Raw genomic sequence first — 17,548 nt, forward strand, 5'->3', positions numbered from 1 at the left:
ATACGCTTGCACAGTGAGATAGCGCTCCAGGACATACATCCTGACAATCCTGAGTTTATTCAACACAGGACCAGCCGGAAAAGAAATGAGCCTCTTCCAGCTTCGGCGAACTTTCCTTTCAGAGCCTTTCACAGAATCCCATCCTTCTCCAGGCTCCTACTGATAAAGTCCGCACCTCTACCTTCACTTTAATGCTATAAAGTGATAGTTTATGAAATTTTTGTTTATTATAGCACACCTATTTAAAAACTGACAACGTTATTCTGCGAGTTTTTTCTGCAGCTCTTCCGCCACGTTTGACGGAAGCCCGGAAGCAATCAGCTCTTCAAGGCTTGCTTCCTTCATTTTTTTTACGGAACCAAACCGTTTCAGGAGCATTTTTTTCCTTTTCTCTCCGATGCCGGCAATGTCATCCAGGATTGACTGAAATGCGCTTTTCCCCCTGATTTGGCGGTGGAAAGTGATCGCAAAGCGGTGCACCTCGTCCTGGATCCTCTGCAATAAATAAAATTCCTGGCTGTTCCGGGGCAACGCAATGATCTCCAATGGATCCCCGTAAAGAAGCTGGGACGTCCGGTGTTTTTCATCCTTTACCAGGCCGGATATCGGGATATCCAGACCAAGTTCGTTTTCCAGCACATCCCTGACTGCTTCAACATGTCCTTTTCCTCCGTCAATGATGATGAGGTCGGGAATGGGCAGGTTTTCTTTCAATACTCTCGAATACCGCCTCCTGACAACTTCCCTCATCGATTCATAATCATCGGGCCCCTTTACAGACTTTATCTTGTACTTGCGGTATTCTTTTTTCTCCGGCTTCCCATCAATAAACACAACCATTGCCGAAACAGGGTCAGTGCCCTGGATATTCGAATTGTCAAAAGCCTCAATCCTCCGGGGTATATAAATTCCCATCTTCTCCCCCAGATTCTCTACGGCCCTGATTGTCCGCTCTTCATCCTTTTCAATCAGGGAGAACTTTTCCATCAGGGCTATGCTGGCATTATTAATGGCAAGCTTAACGAGATCCTTCTTCTGGCCGCGCTGAGGCTTAAGCACCTTTACACCCAGAAGCTCAGCAGCCAGGCCGGTATCTACCGGGTCAGGGACAAGAATTTCCTTTGGCTTGAAGTGCCCGGGCCTCGAATAGAACTGCCCGAGGAAGGTGAGGATTTCTTCTTCCGGTTCATTGTGGATCGGAAACATGGACACATCGCGTTCAATCAGTTTTCCCTGGCGGATGAAGAAAACCTGGACGCACATCCAGCCCTTGTCAACGGAATAGCCAAACACGTCCCTGTCCGTAAAATCGGTCGTTGTCATCTTTTGCTTTTCCATTGTAGCCTCAATATGCGCGATCCTGTCCCGGAACTCCTTGGCCCGTTCAAAATCCAACTCTTCTGCGGCAGCTGTCATTTTTTCGGTCAGGTCTTTCTTAATGTCTTTAAAGCCCCCGTTTAAAAACCTGGTGATTTCGTCTGTCATTTTTTTATACTCCTGCGTGGACACATCATTCACGCATGGAGCGAGGCATTGTCCGAGATGGTAATACAGGCAGACCCGGTCAGGCAGCGTAACGCATTTTCGGAGCGGATAAATCCTGTCGAGCAGTTTTTTTGTCTCATTGGCAGCCTGAACATTCGGATAGGGCCCAAAATATTTGCCGCTGTCCTTCTTTACTTTTCGCGTGATGATTAACCGGGGATGACGCTCGGCTGTCAGCTTGATGAACGGATAGCTTTTGTCATCCTTAAGCATTACATTGTATTTTGGATCATATTTTTTGATCAGGTTCATTTCGAGCACCAAAGCCTCGATATCAGAGGAAGTGACAATATATTCAAAGTCTTCGATTTCAGAAACGAGCCGGAGCGTCTTGCCGTCATGGGAACCTGTGAAATACGAACGAACCCTATTTTTCAATACTTTCGCTTTTCCTACGTAAATGATGGTACCTTGGCGGTCCTTCATTAAATAGCAGCCTGGCTGGTCCGGCAGGAGCATCAATTTATTCTTTATCGTATCATTCATCCTGGCCACCCCCTTTATAGAAACGTTTTATTATACCATTTAATCGAAAAAAAATCCCGCCTTCATAGTTGAAGTGTGGGATTTTTCCAATTGTTCATTAAAATGGATTAAGAATGGTGGCAACGCCTATTAAACGTGCTTCGAAAGCAGCCCGGAAAGAGCGTCTTTTGGCTGGAAACCAATCACTTTATCCACCACTTCGCCGTCCTTCAGGACAAGAAGTGTAGGGATGCTCATGATGCCAAATTTAGCGGCAGTTTCCTGATTTTCGTCAACATCAACTTTAACGATTTTCACTTTATCTCCAATTTCAGAATCCAATTCTTCCAGAACAGGCGCAATCATTTTACAAGGGCCGCACCATGGTGCCCAGAAATCGACAAGGACAACTCCAGAACCTGTTTCTGTACCGAAAGATTGGTCAGTAGCGTGTGAAATAGCCATTATATAAGCCTCCTAATAATAAATCTAAATTGCTAACGACAGTATATCACCGTTTGTAATTTGAAGCTAACGATTTGTTTCGCGCTCCAATTACACATCTTCTTACATATTTATTCCCATTGGAGTAAAAGTTGAGACAAAAAAAGGGCGAATCCGCCCTTTTATAAAACGAACACTTATGAGTGAACCTTGAGCTTTTTAAATTCTTCAGTCAGCAACGGGACGACTTCAAACAGGTCCCCGACGATTCCATAATCAGCCACTTTGAAAATGTTTGCTTCCGGGTCTTTATTGATGGCCACAATTACCTTGGAATTGGACATACCAGCGAGGTGCTGGATCGCTCCGGAGATCCCGCATGCAATGTAAAGGTCCGGCGTGACAACTTTTCCTGTCTGGCCAATTTGCAGCGAGTAGTCGCAATAATCAGCATCACAGGCTCCGCGTGATGCCCCGACAGCACCTCCAAGCACGTTTGCCAGTTCCTTCAAAGGCTCAAACCCGTCAGCGCTTTTCACGCCGCGGCCGCCGGCCACAACCACTTTTGCCTCTGAAAGGTCGACACCTTCAGTTGCCTTGCGGACAACATCCTTGATCACGGTACGTAAATCTTTGATTTCTGCTGATAAAGTCGATACATCTCCAGACCGGCTTTCATCCTTTTGAAGTGGTGTAATGTTATTTGGCCGGACAGTTGCAAAAATCAAACCATCAGTGACTACTTTTTTCTCAAAAGCCTTCCCGGAGTAAATCGGACGGGTGAATACGAGGTTGCCGCCTGCTTCCTCGACTCCGGTTGCATCCGAGATCAAACCAGAATTAAGTTTGCTTGCAATTTTCGGTGCCAAATCTTTTCCTAAAGCTGTATGTCCAAAAATAAGTCCTTCAGGGTTTTCCTCGCCGACAACAGCCATAAGCGCCTGTGAAAAACCATCCGGTGTATATTGTGAAAGTCTTGCGTCTTCCACGGCAACTACGCGGTCGGCTCCGTATTGAATAAGCTCCTGGCCGAATGAGCTTACTGAATCACCTATTAAAACGCCGACAACCTCGCCACCCTCGGCAACCGTCTTAGCAGCGGCTATTGCTTCAAAAGATACATTTCTTAGCGAACCGTCACGAACTTCCCCTAATACCAATACTTTTCTAGCCATATGATTCCCTCCTGCGTTAATATTCTCGCCTATCCCTTATCAGACTACCTTCGCTTCGGTATGAAGCAGGTTCACAAGCTCTTTGACCTGGTCTGGCAGGTCGCCTGAAAGCACCTTTCCCGCTTCTTTCTTTGGAGGCAGGTAGATTTCGATCGTTTTTGTCTTCGCTTCCACGTCATCCTCTTCAAGATCCAGGTCATCAAGCTCAATTTCATCCAGCGGCTTCTTCTTGGCCTTCATGATCCCTGGCAAAGACGGGTAACGCGGCTCGTTCAGCCCCTGCTGGGCTGTGACAAGGAGCGGGAGGCTTGTTTCAATTACCTCTGCATCCCCTTCAACATCCCGGGTCACAGTTACGGTTTGACCGTTAATTTCAAGCTTTGTGATTGTTGTTACATATGGAATTCCAAGCTGGTCTGCAACCCTTGGGCCCACCTGTCCGGAACCTCCGTCAATCGCAACATTGCCTGCAATGATCAGGTCAGCCTCTTTATCCTTCAAGTACTCAGCAAGAATTTTCGCAGTGGTGAATTGATCACCATAATCGAGGTCATCCTCTGTATTGATCAGGACAGCTTTATCTGCTCCCATTGCCAGTGCAGTGCGAAGCTGTTTTTCGGTCTCTTCGTTTCCTACGGAAATGACGGTGACTTCTCCGCCCTGGGCGTCGCGGACCTGGATTGCTTCCTCGATCGCGTACTCGTCATAAGGGTTGATAATAAACTCTGCACCATCTTCGTTGATGGCGCCATTGGCAATCGTGATTTTTTCTTCCGTATCAAAAGTCCTTTTCATCAAAACGTAAATGTTCATGGTTTCCCTCCTAAATAGAAATGCGGAAGCGCCTTGGATAAGCGGAACGTCGACTAAAAACGTCACGTCCTGTGGAAACGTCGACGTCAGTACATCCTGAGCAAGTCTGACAGGCGTAAGGCGAAAGCCGCCGACTTACGACCCGGGGCTAGGCGCTGCAGTTGGACAATTTACCAGTCAATCTAAACATTTCACCAGTTCTAAAGATTGAAAATATTCATTGTAAAAAAATTTTGCGTGCCGGTTATCTTCCCTTGAAATCCGGATCTCTTTTTTCAAGGAATGCTGAGATTCCTTCCTGGCCATCTTCTGAGGCAAACACTTCCCCGAACAGTTCGGCCTCCCGCTTCACCCCGCTGTAATAGCTGTCAGTTTTCGTGAATTTAAGCAGATAGAGCGCAGCTTTGACGGAAACGGGACTCTTTTTGGCAATCTTTCTGGCTATATTGTAGGCGTTTTCAAGAAGCTGTTCTTCAGGGTACGCATGGTTGGCCAGGCCGTATTGTACCGCATCAAGGCCGGTAATCGGCTCGCTGGTTAACATCATCTCGGCTGCCCTTGCTGCGCCAACATATCTTGGAAGCCTCTGGGTTCCGGCAAATCCGGGTATCAATCCAAGCTGAAGCTCAGGAAGGCCGAGTTTTGCATTTTCACTTACCAGACGGAAGTGGCAGGACATCGCAAGCTCCAGTCCGCCTCCAAGCGCTGCTCCGTGGATTGCTGCGATGACTGGCTTTGGAAAGGTTTCAATCCGCTCAAAGAGTTCCTGCCCGTATTCGGCCAGCTTTGTGAATTCGCCCCCGGACTTTACTGTCGTGAACTCCTTGATGTCTGCCCCAGCGGAAAAAAATCTACCTTCACCATGGAGCAGCACGATCCTGATATCGCTGTTCGATTCAATCTCATCCAGAATGGCCGAAAGCTCCTTCAACAGGGCTGAGCTAAGGGCATTTGCCGGAGGCCGTGCAATAGTGATTGCTGCTATCTTGTCTTCCGCGGACCATTTTAAATGCTCCACTAATATCCCCCCATCTGTTTACAGAACCGGACGGTCTTGCATTCGGTAACCACAGCCGTTGATAAGGAGCTGATGTACCGGCTTGGCAAGGGCTGGCAGTTTATATTTCTGGTCGTTCATCACCCATGTCGTGATTGTTTCATCAATCGTCCCAAAAATCATCTGCCTCGCCAGGCGAACATCAAGCGAGCTTGAAAATTCACCTGCATCAATACCCTCAATGACAATCTTGTCGATCACCTTCAAGTAGCCTTTCAGCACCTCATTGATCTTCAGCCTCAGGTCCTTGTTTGACTGCCTGAGTTCGAGCTGGGTTACAATTCCAAGGTGCCGGTCCTGTGAAAGCATTTTAAAATGTTTTTCTACCAACATTAATAACTTCTCTGTTGCTGTCTCTTTTCCTGCAATGCCTTCCTCGATATTTTGAACGAATGAACCCATTTTTTCGCGAAAGAGGGAGATCAGAATATCTTCTTTGTTTTTAAAATACAAATAGATGGTTCCGTCAGCGACACCGGCCTGTTTGGCAATCTTTGAGACCTGTGCCTGGTGGTACCCGTTTTCGGCAATCACAACTACGGCGGCATCAATGATCTGCCGGTATTTAGGTTTGTTTTTTTTCAATTCTCTCCCCCCTCCCAGGAAAACGATTAAATGAACAGCAATCAGCTTTGCGGCAGACTTCTATGCATTCTCTTTCCAAACAAATTAAACGTTAAAATGAATGAATAGTCATTCATATTTTTATATTAGTCATCCCGTCCTTTTCTGTCAAGAAAAAGTCGATCACGATCACATACCTGGGACATGCCTTCAATTGCAAAAAGAAAAGAGGCTTGCGCCAATCAAGCTCGTTTTTGCTCTTCCTCGAGATTTTTCTGTTTTTCCTCGTCGACAAGTGCTCTCCGCAGAATTTTACCGACTGCCGTTTTAGGGAGCTCACTCCTGAATTCATAATGCCTCGGCACTTTATAGGCTGCCAGGTGTTTTCGGGCATATTCGTTCATTTCAGCTTCCGTCACTTCGCTGCCTTCCTTCAGTACAATATATGCCTTTACTGTTTCTCCACGGTAAGGATCCGGAATTCCGGCAACAACGACCTCCTGGACTGCAGGATGCTCATAAAGCACTTCTTCGATCTCACGCGGATAAATATTGAAGCCCCCCGCTATGATCATATCTTTTTTCCGGTCGACAATGTAAAAGTAGCCTTCCTCATCCATGTAGCCGAGATCGCCAGTCATCAGCCAACCGTCCTTCAACACCTGGGCAGTTTCCTCCGGACGGTTCCAATAGCCTTTCATAACCTGTGGTCCGCGGACTCCAATTTCTCCGATTTCACCCGGCGGCAGCGGTTCTCCAGTTTCCATTGAAAAAATGGCCGCATCCGTGTCAGGCCAGGGAACTCCGATGCTTCCCGCCACCCGCTTTTTGTCCCACAGGAAATTTGCATGTGTTACGGGGGAGGTTTCAGTCAGTCCGTAGCCTTCTACCAGCTTGCCACCTGTCAGTTCTTCAAATCTTTGCTGGATTTCGACAGGAAGCGGGGCCGAGCCGCTGATGCATGAATCGATCGACGAAAGGTCGTACTTCTGAAGGTCCGGGTGGTTCAGCAAGCCGATATATATTGTTGGTGCCCCGGGAAATAACGTCGGGCGCTGTTTTTGAATCGTTTTTAACGTTGTTTCTGGATCGAATTTAGGAAGCAGGACCATTTTTTGCCCTTCCATGACTGAAAGGATGAGGACTGTTGTCATGCCATACACATGGAAAAATGGCAGGATCCCGAGGACAACTTCTTCGCCCCGCTTGCACCTATACATCCACGCCTGGCACATTGCCGCGTTGGCAACGAGGTTTTTATGGGTCAGCATGACACCCTTTGGAAACCCTGTCGTGCCCCCGGTGTACTGGAGAAGGGCGAGGTCTTCTTCAAAATTGAATTCATGCTCTGCCGGCTCCCGCACTGGCTGCTTCAATATTTCGGTCAGTAAATGGTTGTTGCCTTCGTGCTTGACATTGACAATGATACCATACTGTTTTTTCTGGATGAAAGGGTATATAAGATTTTTCGGAAAAGGAAGGAAATCTTTGATAGCGGTTACAATAATGTGCTGCAAATCCGTCTGGCCCTTAATTTTGGACACCCGGGGAAATAATAAATCCATCGTTATGATTGCTTTTGCACCGGAATCCTTCATCTGGTACTCAAGCTCTCGTTCCATGTACAGAGGATTGGTTTGAACAACAATGCCTCCAGCCATTAAAATGCCATAGTAGCTGATTACAGATTGCGGGCAATTCGGGAGCATGATGGCCACCCGGTCCCCTTTATTAATGCCAAGCGACTGCAAATAAACGGCAACCTTTAGCGAAGCTTCATACAACTCTTTGTAGGTTACTTCTTTCCCCATAAAATGTATGGCACATTTATTTGGGAATTCACGGACTGCCTCCCTTAAATACTCCTGCACCGGTCCCTCTTTATAGTCCAGAGTTCCTGGAATTTCAGGAGGATACTGCTTTAGCCACGGCTTAATCTCCATCTTTTGGCCTCCTTTTAAAAAATTTTTAGAAAATTCTTTCGTTTCGGGTTTATTATAATATAATGATTTTTTTCTGACAAATAGAATACTCTACAAGCTCGAATTTTGGTGTACAGGTTATACTTTTTCAGAATAAAAAAACGCCGGGTTAATCCGGCGTAACAAAACATGACAATTCAGTTATACAAAGAAAATCAGGTAAATAAGGCCGATTATCATAAACATACCGCAAAGGACCAGCAATACTTTCGCCAATGTCTCCAATTCGTTCTCCCCTTAAGAAATTCCCGCGCCAATTATATAAGACAATCCGATTGATATGATCATCGAAATAAAGCCGACCGCGCGGTTGTCATTTTCGATTTCCATATCGATATTGAATTTTGGTGTTAAAAATTCAAAAATGAAGTAACCGGCCAACAGGAGCAGAAAACCGAAGATTCCCCAGCCAATCATTGTGATCAAGGAATCATTCTGCATGATGGAGTGGCGGAAGATATTTGCCACCCCGAAAATTTTTCCTCCTGTTGCCATCGCTACCGAGATGTTTCCTTTTTTGATTTCATCCCAGTTCCGGTATTTCGTGACGAGCTCGAAAACCGCCAGGAATACAATCATGCATAAAATTGACACACTGTAATATCCGGCAGTCGTGACATACTCATTAGTCCAAAATTGGTCCATAGCCGTAATCTCCCCGCGAATTATTTAAATTCTGCAATTGTTACACCGGTTCCGCCTTCCCCGGCTTCCCCAAACCGGATTCTTTTTACCGACCTGTGATTTTTCAAATGCTCCTGCACACCCTGCCTCAACGCGCCCGTTCCTTTGCCATGGATGATGGAAACACGCGGGTAGCCAGCAAGCAGGGCGTCATCAATATATTTTTCAACCTTCAGAAGAGCGTCCTCGTAGCGCTCTCCACGCAAATCAAGCTCCAGGCCGACGTGCGAATCCCTGCCTTTGACTGTGGACACATGCCTTAATTCCGGCTGCTTCTGTGTTTCAATATATTCAAGGTCTTTTTCATTTACTTTCATTTTAAGGATCCCGATCTGGACCTGCCACTCATTGTTGGAAGCCTTTTCTACCAGGTGGCCTTTTTGGCCGAAAGTCAGCACTTTTACCTCGTCTCCAGGCTGGAATACATGCACTCTTGCGCCCTGCCTGGCTGCTGTTTTCACGGTTACTCTTACAGGAGCCGCCTCCTGCAGGCGCCTTCTTGCCTCAATGAGCTCATGTTCTTTTACATCAGCACTTTTCTCCAACCTTAGTTTTCTTAAGTCACTGATGATCTCTTCAGCTTCTTCTTTTGCTTTTTCGACAATGGAGGCCGCTTTCTCTTTTGCTTTCTCCGTCAGTTGTTCTTTTTTATCGTAATACGCCATCACTTGTTTTTGAAGATCCTTGTGGAGCATTTCTGCCTGTTTCAACAGCTCATGCGCTTCCTCAAGTTCTTTTTCAGCCTGGCGCTTGCTCGATTCGAGGGAAGCAATCATGCTTTCAACCTGGCTGCTGTCAGCATCTATATGGGAGCGGGCATTGCTGATGACCGAATCCATCAATCCGAGCCGCTTGGAGATTTCAAAGGCATTGCTTCGGCCAGGAACCCCGATCAGCAGCTTATAGGTCGGGCTCAGTGTCTCTACGTCAAATTCGACACTTGCGTTAATGACACCTTCCCGGTTGTAGCCGTAAGCTTTCAGTTCCGGGTAATGGGTGGTCGCGATCACTCTTGCTCCCCGCTCATATACCTCATCAAGAATAGATATCGCAAGTGCCGCACCTTCCAGGGGGTCGGTACCGGCTCCAAGCTCATCAAACAGAACGAGGCTGTTGTAGTCCACTTTCTGCAATATATCAACGATATTCACCATATGGGAAGAAAACGTGCTCAGGCTTTGTTCAATTGACTGCTCATCCCCAATATCTGCATATACCGCATCAAAAACGGCTGTCTCCGAACCGTCAAGCGCAGGTATCTGCAGTCCTGCCTGGGCCATTAATGTACATAAGCCCACAGTTTTTAACGTAACTGTCTTTCCGCCTGTGTTAGGTCCGGTGATGACGACCGTTGAGTAATCTTTTCCAATGGCCACATCGTTCGCCACTACTTCATCGATTGGAATCAACGGGTGGCGGGCTTTAAATAAAACAATTCTCCCTTCATTGTTGACTGCCGGTTTCGACCCTTTAATCCTGCTTCCATAACGCGCTTTTGCGAACATGAAATCCAGCTCACCGATTATTTCTGTAATTGCGGCCAGCTCCTGTTCATGATCACCGACAAGGACTGAAAGCTCAATCAGGATCCGTTCTATCTCCTGCTGTTCCCTGAGCCTTATTCCCTGAAGCTCATTGTTCAATTGGACAATCGACTGGGGTTCAATAAATAATGTTTGCCCTGATGAGCTGGTATCATGAATAATCCCGCCATAATGCCCACGGTACTCCTGTTTTACCGGGATGACGAACCGGTCGTTCCGTATTGTGATGATCGCGTCGGACAGCATTTTCTGGGCGTTTGACGAACGGATCATGCTTTCAAGCTTTTCACGCACCCTTGCCTCCCGCGACCTTAGCTGCTGCCTTAGTGAACGAAGTGTATCACTTGCACTGTCAAGCACTTCCCCGCTTTCATCAATCGCGTTTTTAATCGACTCCTCCACATCTGCAAGGACCACAATATCATTTGCATAGGTCAGCAGGATTGGTATGTCGGTTTCCTCCGCCATATCAGAGAGAAATTTTTTCATTTGGCGGCTTGCGTGTACAGTGCTTGCTATTTGTGTCAGTTCCTGGGGGCTAAGCATGCCTCCAATTGCCGCCCGTTTCAGGTGCGGGCGGATGTCAAATATTCCGCCAAGTGGCACATGGCCTTTCAAACGAAGGACTTTGGCTGCCTCGTCGGTTTCATTCTGGAGCCTGACGACTTCCTCATAATCTATTGACGGAACCAGCTTTTCTGCCTTTCCCCTGCCTAGCGATGAAGAAGCGTGTTCAACTAGCTGGTTCCGGACTTTATCGAATTCCAATGTTTTTAATACTCTTTGGTGCATTTGATTTCCTCCTTCTAAGAAGGATCCTGGCTTTCATGGCGTCGATGAAGGAAATCCAGCAAAGCCACTTCATCCATCGCATTCAGGACTGACTCTTTTACAATCCAGCCCTTCATTGCCGATGATACGCCTATATCCATTTCGACCAGGGTATCCAGTCTGTGTGCATCTGTATTAATGACAATTTTAACCCCGGCAGCCTGTGCTTTTCGCAAGTGCTCGCTTGCGAGATCAAGCCGGTGAGGGCTTGCATTCAATTCTAAAGCAGTATTTGTTTCCTTGGCGAGCTCAATCAGCATGTCTATATCCACGTTATAGCCTTGGCGCCGGCCAATGACCCGTCCGGTTGGATGGGCGATAATATCAACATTGGCATTGACCAATGCTGTTTTCAGCCTTTGCATGATTTTTTCCCTTGGCTGGGAAAAAGCAGAGTGTATCGACGCGATGACAACATCCAGTTCTGCGAGCAGGTCATCATCAAAATCCAGCGTTCCATCAGGTAAAATGTCCATTTCCGTTCCTGTCAAAATTGTAAAATCGTTATACTTTTTATTTATTTCCTTTATTTCCTGAATCTGCTTACGCAATCTCTCAGGGGTCAGCCCGTTTGCGACCCTTAAGTAGCGGGAGTGGTCTGTGATGGCGATATACTTGTACCCGCGCGCCCTTGCTGCTTCTGCCATCTCTTCTATTGAATGGGCACCGTCGCTCCAGGCGGTATGCATATGAATATCGCCTTTAATATCTTCAAGGGAGATCAAGTCCATGCCTTCCCGGAAATGATCAACTTCTGTTCCGTCTTCCCGCAGTTCCGGGGGAATGAATGGCAGCCCAAAATGATTGTAAAACGCTTCTTCTGTCTCAAAGGTTTTTATTTCACCGCTCTCGATGTTTTCAACACCATACTCGCTGATTTTTTCGCCCCTGTCCTTGGCCAGCTGGCGCATCCTTACATTATGATCCTTGGAACCGGTAAAATGATGCAGTGCTGTTACAAACTGCGCCGGTTCAACAATGCGGAAATCAACATTAACATCATATTGGAGGCCAAGAGTTACAGACACTTTAGTATCCCCGGCGGCGACCACTTCCTTTATGTCCGGTAGCCCGACAAGCTGTTCTTTTATAATTTTGGGTTCAGGCGAGGCTATGATAAAATCAAGGTCTTTGACCGTTTCCCTCATTCTCCGCAGGCTTCCGGCTCTTGAATATCTTTGAATTCCCGTCAGCTTTTCGAGATGGGACTCTATCATTTCTGCAACGACAAGCATGAATGCGAGCGGAAGCCGATCCGGCCTTGTACCGTGATTTGCAATCGCCGCCAGGATTTTTTCTTCTGTCTTTTCCCCAAAGCCAGCGAGCTTTTGAACCTTTCCAGACCGGCAAGCCTGTTCGAGGTCGTGTACATTTTCAATACCCAGTTCCTTATAGAGCTTGGCGATCTTCTTGCCTCCCAAACCCGGGAGCTGCAAAAGGGGAACCAACCCGCTTGGAACCTCTTCCCGCAGCTCCTCCAAAACGATTGACCTGCCCTCGTTCACATACTCCTCTATTACCGCGGCCGTGCCTTTTCCGATACCGGAAATTTCGGTTAGGTCGCCCATTTCCGAAAGACTGCGGTCGTCCGTTTCAAGGGCATTTGCAGCTTTCCGGAAGGCAGCCACCTTAAACGGATTCTCACCCTTTAATTCCATATAGATTGCGATCGTTTCCAGCAACCGCACGATATCCTTTTTATTTGCTGACATTTTATAGCACCTGCCCTTTTAGACATTCACCTTATTGTTTTACATACATCTGCAAGTTGGTCCTGTATTCTTTCCCATTTTATTTTATAAAAATTGTTGTTTAGAGGGAAATTAATTGAATTCAAGCAGAGCCCGGGCCACAAATAAAAACTTCTCTGCTAAGAGAAGTTAGGCCACATAATCTATCCATAATTGTTTAATCTGCTCTGAAAAAATAGGAGTATTCTTGACGATGTTTTCAGCAAGGACTGAGTCACTAAGCGGAGTCTGGATTGCTTCTATTGGAAGAAGGGCGGCAATATATAATAGAATGAACAGGATAAGATATACCTCGACGATCCCGAGCACGCCGCCTGCCCAGACATTCAATGTCTTGAGAATTGGGAGATTGGCCACAAAATCAAGCATGGACCCGATGAGCTGCAGCAATATTTTTACGGCGAAAAAAATAGCGACAAATGCAATCGCCCGGTAATATGCATCTTCCAGATTGGCATTGTCAAAAAGCAGCCTCAGCGCGGAATCGCTTCCAAAGCTTGGATATGGGATCCACAGGGGCAGCCGTGGGGCCAGATCGTCATAATAAAGATTGGCCGCTATAAAGGCGAGCACGAATCCTGTCAAATGGATGGATTGAAGGATAAAACCTCTTTTTATCCCTACGAAAAAGCCTATAATTAAAATAACCAAAACAGCAAGATCGAGCATGAAACTTCATTCCTTTACCCTTTTTATTTCTTGTTCAAGCCGTTCAGCGTGGTCTTTCATTTTCAAATAATCGTTTACCGCATTGACAGCGGTCAAAACCGCCAGCTTATTTATATCAAGTGAAGGATTCGCTGAACTGATTTCACGCATTTTGTCATCAACCATAGAGGCAACCAGCCGGATATGGCTGCTGCTTTCTGAACCGACTATTGTATATTGCTGACCATATATGTCAACAGTCGTGCGATTTTTTTGTGTACCTGACAACATTATTGCCCCCATTCAAAGAATCCTAATCTATACTATAACATGAACATAATTCACAGAAAAGCCATAGGAATATAAATTCATCGGAAGCTCAGGGGTTTTGTCTAAAATTGTAATTAATTTCGGCCCTAGTACGCAATAAGGAGTGTAGACAATTGGGAAATACTGTCCTGAATAAAAATTTGAGCGAAATTATAAAAATGAAATCTTACTATGCCAGGTATCTCACTGCAAAAATTCCCCCAGGAAGTGTATTTGCAGCCAAGACACCTAACTGTTCAATAACAGCCTACAAATCGGGAAAAGTCCTTTTTCAGGGAAAGGAAGGAGAAACAGAGGCAGCAAGGTGGAGCCAGGGGGGACAGGCAACTGGAGTTTCTTCCGGTGAAAACGCATCTGGGAATCCACATTTGCCTGCAAATCTCAGCTCGATGTCGGTCATCGGTTCTGACGAAGTGGGCACGGGTGATTATTTCGGCCCAATCACAGTTGTGGCGGCTTATGTGAAAAAAAAGGATCTGCCCGTTCTAAAAGAGCTTGGTGTACAGGATTCGAAAAACCTGAAAGATGATAAAATTATTGCGATCGCAAAAAAGCTTGTCGAATTCGTCCCCCACAGCCTGTTGACACTGCATAATGAAAAATACAACCATCTCCAGGCATCAGGAATGTCCCAGGGGAAAATGAAGGCTATGCTTCATAACCAGGCAATCGGGCATGTTTTGAATAAAATTGCCCCACAGGAGCCTGAGGCAATATTGATAGACCAGTTTGCGAAAGAGGAGATTTATTACTCTTACTTACGGGGGCAGAAAAACATTACGAGGGAACGTGTTCTGTTCAGTACAAAAGCTGAAAGTCTCCACCTGGCAGTCGCGGCCGCCTCCATGATCGCCCGGTATGCATTTGTCCGCCATTTCGAAAATTTAAGCGAAAAGGCTGGATTCACTCTGCCCAAAGGCGCAGGTTCGCAAGTTGACCAGGCCGCCGCCCGGCTCATTAAGGAGAAAGGTGCAGAGGTTTTGCCACAGTTTGTGAAGCTGCATTTTGCTAATACAGAGAAAGCTTTGAAGATTGCCTGCCGGAAATAAAGAGGTTGTAGGCACGCCTGCTGATCGTAGTATGGATCCATGCTGGTTTTGATGGTTTCGCTCAATTATTTTTAATTTCGCTTAATTATTTTGAATTTCGCTTAATTGGCCCTTTTTTCGCGTAATCGAGCTATGTTTTCGCGTAATGAACCGGATTTTTCGCTTAATTACTACAACCTGGTTCGACCGCCCCTAAAGCAAGATTCTATAATAGTAAAAGGCAGCCGGATGGGCTGCCTTTTTGCTACACTATCCCCTCAATAGAGCGCCTGCCTGTTCTTTGACAGCGTTCAGCACTTTATCATGGGCTTTTGCTACATCTTCGTCGGTTAAAGTCTTTTCAGGGTCAAGGTATTTCAATGTAAAGGCGATGGATTTTTTGCCTTCTTCCATGCGCTCTCCCTCATATAGATCAAAAACATGGACTTCTTTCAATAACGAACCGCCAGCTTCGACAATAATCTTCTCAAGCTCTCCTGCAGCCTTTTCCTTATCCACGACAAGCGCAATATCCCTTGTGATCGACGGGTACCGCGGAATCATGGCATACTGGAGCGCAGGAGTGTCCGCTTCAAGCAGTGTTTTCAGGTCAAGCTCGAACGCATAGGTTTCCTTTAAATCGAGCGATTTTTGCACAGTCGGGTGGATTTGCCCTACAAACCCCAGTGCATTTCCATCCAGATAGACCTGTGCAGTCCTTCCTGGATGCATCCCGTCCAGTTGGGCCTGCCTGAATTCGATACGGCCGAGAAGCCCGAGTTTCGCGAACAGCCCTTCAAGAATTCCTTTTAAAACAAAGAAATCGACCGGCTTCTTTTCTCCCTGCCACGGATGGTTTTCCCAAAGCCCGGTTACTGCCCCGGCCACATGTTCATGCTCTTCCGGAAGATCCTCTTGGCCGTTGGATAAGAACACAGCCCCTGTTTCATAAACTGCGATGCTGTCATTCTGGCGGGCTGTATTATATTTCAGGACTTCAAGGAGCTGCGGCACTATGCTTAACCGCAAAACACTGTGATCCTCACTCATAGGCATGGCAAGCTGCACTGGCGCCCGATTTTCGAGTGCAAACTGGGCTGCATTTTCTTCGCTTGTAAGAGAATAGGTAACGGCCTGGTACAGACCCGCCCCTTCCAAATAACTTCTGACGGTCCGGCGCTTCTGCTGATAAGCAGTAAGATGCCCCGGTGTGGATGAACCGACCGGGAGCGTGGTCCGCAAGTTGTCATACCCAAACAAACGGCCCACTTCTTCAACCAAATCCTCTTCAATCGTGATATCGCCGCGGCGTGTTGGAACTGTCACAGTGAAGGTCCCATTGTCTTCCACCGTCTCAAATCGAAGCCGGTTAAATATTTCTTCTACCTGTGTAGAATTTAACTCTGTTCCAAGGATACGGTTGATTTTTTCAAGTGTGACAGAAACGACTGCAGGCTTGACGTCAAGGCTGTCAGCTTCAACAGAGCCTGCCAGGATTTCCCCGCCGCCATACTCCGCCATCAGGGCTGCGGCTCTTTCAGCAGCTGCGCGGACGCGGGCCGGGTCGATACCTTTTTCATAGCGCGCACTTGCTTCGCTTCTTAAACCATGATCCTTTGAAGCTTTCCGGATGACACCGCCGGTAAAATATGCGGATTCAAGCAAAACCGTTGTCGTATCTGCCTGAACCTCGGAATTGGCACCGCCCATGACTCCAGCAAGAGCCACCGGTTCCATTCCGTTTGTAATGATAAGATGATCCTCTGTCAACGTACGTTTTACATCATCCAGCGTTACTATCACTTCACCATTTTTAGCGCGCCTTACAAGTATTTCCTTTGACCCCAAGCGGTTGTAGTCAAAGGCATGAAGCGGCTGGCCGTATTCAAGAAGAATGTAATTGGTGATGTCGACTATATTATTGTGCGGCCGGATTCCTGCTGCCATGAGGCGGGTCTGCATCCACAACGGCGATGGCTTGACTTTGACATTCTTGATTACTTTCGCCACATAAAGTGGATTATCTTCCTTTGCATCTACAGTTACGCTGATATAATCTGCTGCCTGTTCAGATGCTGTTTCAGCGTCCGGCTCCGGGAGCTTGACTTCATTCCCAAGGATTGCCCCAACTTCGTAAGCCACCCCGAGCATACTTAAGCAATCCGCGCGGTTTGGTGTAAGCCCAAGTTCCAGTATTTGATCGTCCCTGTTTAACAATGCCAGTGCATCTTCACCGACCGGCGTGTCTTCTGGAAAAACGAAGATACCTTCAGCAAACTCTTTCGACACGAGCTTTCCTTCGATGCCAAGCTCCTGGAGTGAACAAATCATCCCATTTGATTCTTCCCCGCGCAGCTTCGCCCGTTTAATTTTAAAATTCCCAGGAAGGTCGGCCCCGACCTTCGCAACCGCTACTTTCTGGCCCTTTGCGACGTTCCGGGCCCCGCAAATAATTTGCACTGGCTCACCTTCACCAAGGTCGACAAGGCATTTGTTCAGCTTTTCAGCATTCGGATGTTTTTCACATTCGAGCACGTGTCCGACAACCACACCGCTTAACCCCTCGTTTAACTTTTCAACGCCTTCGACTTCAATGCCGCTTTTTGTTATTTGTTCAGCCAGATCTTCGGCTGACGTCCCGTTTAAGTCAACATAATCCTGCAGCCATTTATATGATACCAACATGG

The 17,548-nt window shown here is 46.8% G+C and carries 14 protein-coding genes and 1 riboswitch; of the genes, 1 reads left to right on the plus strand and 13 read right to left on the minus strand.

All coding sequences use genetic code 11. The annotated features are described in order from the left end of the window. Nucleotides 1-11 precede the first annotated feature (11 nt). A riboswitch (Lysine riboswitch) is annotated at nucleotides 12-188 on the minus strand. 70 nt (nucleotides 189-258) lie between these two features. The 12 genes from uvrC to zapA all read right to left on the minus strand — a co-directional run bounded on the left by uvrC (nucleotide 259) and on the right by zapA (nucleotide 13,791). Next, nucleotides 259-2,031, minus strand: coding sequence for an excinuclease ABC subunit UvrC (uvrC, locus tag CVD19_RS05585; RefSeq protein WP_101580880.1), 1,773 nt, complete (start codon nucleotides 2,029-2,031; stop codon nucleotides 259-261). Between the two features lie 129 nt (nucleotides 2,032-2,160). Continuing rightward, nucleotides 2,161-2,475 (minus strand): thioredoxin, encoded by a 315-nt coding sequence (gene trxA / locus CVD19_RS05590; protein ID WP_101580881.1) that lies wholly within the window; start codon nucleotides 2,473-2,475, stop codon nucleotides 2,161-2,163. 176 nt (nucleotides 2,476-2,651) lie between these two features. Continuing rightward, the gene (locus tag CVD19_RS05595) at nucleotides 2,652-3,629 is read right to left on the minus strand and encodes an electron transfer flavoprotein subunit alpha/FixB family protein (RefSeq protein WP_101580882.1); all 978 of its coding nucleotides are present in this window, start codon (nucleotides 3,627-3,629) and stop codon (nucleotides 2,652-2,654) included. Between the two features lie 39 nt (nucleotides 3,630-3,668). Next, on the minus strand, nucleotides 3,669-4,442 hold the full coding sequence (locus CVD19_RS05600; protein WP_101580883.1) for an electron transfer flavoprotein subunit beta/FixA family protein: 774 nt from the start codon (nucleotides 4,440-4,442) through the stop codon (nucleotides 3,669-3,671). A 244-nt stretch (nucleotides 4,443-4,686) separates the two neighbouring features. Beyond that, nucleotides 4,687-5,460, minus strand: coding sequence for an enoyl-CoA hydratase (locus CVD19_RS05605; RefSeq protein ID WP_101580884.1), 774 nt, complete (start codon nucleotides 5,458-5,460; stop codon nucleotides 4,687-4,689). A gap of 18 nt (nucleotides 5,461-5,478) precedes the next feature. After that, nucleotides 5,479-6,084 (minus strand): TetR/AcrR family transcriptional regulator, encoded by a 606-nt coding sequence (locus CVD19_RS05610; protein ID WP_101580885.1) that lies wholly within the window; start codon nucleotides 6,082-6,084, stop codon nucleotides 5,479-5,481. Between the two features lie 221 nt (nucleotides 6,085-6,305). Beyond that, nucleotides 6,306-8,006 carry a long-chain-fatty-acid--CoA ligase gene (locus CVD19_RS05615; RefSeq protein WP_101580886.1) on the minus strand — a complete coding sequence of 567 codons (1,701 nt, stop codon included), beginning with the start codon at nucleotides 8,004-8,006 and terminating at the stop codon, nucleotides 6,306-6,308. A gap of 276 nt (nucleotides 8,007-8,282) precedes the next feature. Continuing rightward, nucleotides 8,283-8,690 carry a DUF350 domain-containing protein gene (locus tag CVD19_RS05620; RefSeq protein ID WP_101580887.1) on the minus strand — a complete coding sequence of 136 codons (408 nt, stop codon included), beginning with the start codon at nucleotides 8,688-8,690 and terminating at the stop codon, nucleotides 8,283-8,285. 20 nt (nucleotides 8,691-8,710) lie between these two features. After that, nucleotides 8,711-11,065, minus strand: coding sequence for an endonuclease MutS2 (locus CVD19_RS05625; protein ID WP_101580888.1), 2,355 nt, complete (start codon nucleotides 11,063-11,065; stop codon nucleotides 8,711-8,713). A 14-nt stretch (nucleotides 11,066-11,079) separates the two neighbouring features. Then, nucleotides 11,080-12,816, minus strand: coding sequence for a DNA polymerase/3'-5' exonuclease PolX (gene polX, locus CVD19_RS05630; protein ID WP_101580889.1), 1,737 nt, complete (start codon nucleotides 12,814-12,816; stop codon nucleotides 11,080-11,082). Between the two features lie 168 nt (nucleotides 12,817-12,984). Then, the gene (locus CVD19_RS05635) at nucleotides 12,985-13,524 is read right to left on the minus strand and encodes a CvpA family protein (RefSeq protein ID WP_101580890.1); all 540 of its coding nucleotides are present in this window, start codon (nucleotides 13,522-13,524) and stop codon (nucleotides 12,985-12,987) included. Between the two features lie 6 nt (nucleotides 13,525-13,530). Then, nucleotides 13,531-13,791, minus strand: a complete 261-nt coding sequence (gene zapA / locus CVD19_RS05640; RefSeq protein WP_101581069.1) for a cell division protein ZapA — start codon at nucleotides 13,789-13,791, stop codon at nucleotides 13,531-13,533. A 155-nt stretch (nucleotides 13,792-13,946) separates the two neighbouring features. Here zapA and rnhC point away from each other — a divergent pair, with 155 nt between their 5' ends. Next, on the plus strand, nucleotides 13,947-14,882 hold the full coding sequence (rnhC, locus tag CVD19_RS05645; protein ID WP_101580891.1) for a ribonuclease HIII: 936 nt from the start codon (nucleotides 13,947-13,949) through the stop codon (nucleotides 14,880-14,882). A gap of 249 nt (nucleotides 14,883-15,131) precedes the next feature. Here the strand turns inward: rnhC and pheT are convergent, their stop codons facing one another. Further along, nucleotides 15,132-17,546 carry a phenylalanine--tRNA ligase subunit beta gene (gene pheT / locus CVD19_RS05650; RefSeq protein ID WP_101580892.1) on the minus strand — a complete coding sequence of 805 codons (2,415 nt, stop codon included), beginning with the start codon at nucleotides 17,544-17,546 and terminating at the stop codon, nucleotides 15,132-15,134. Nucleotides 17,547-17,548 lie beyond the last annotated feature (2 nt).

It is taken from the genome of Bacillus sp. T33-2, assembly GCF_002860205.1.
Lineage (GTDB): Bacteria > Bacillota > Bacilli > Bacillales > Cytobacillaceae > T33-2.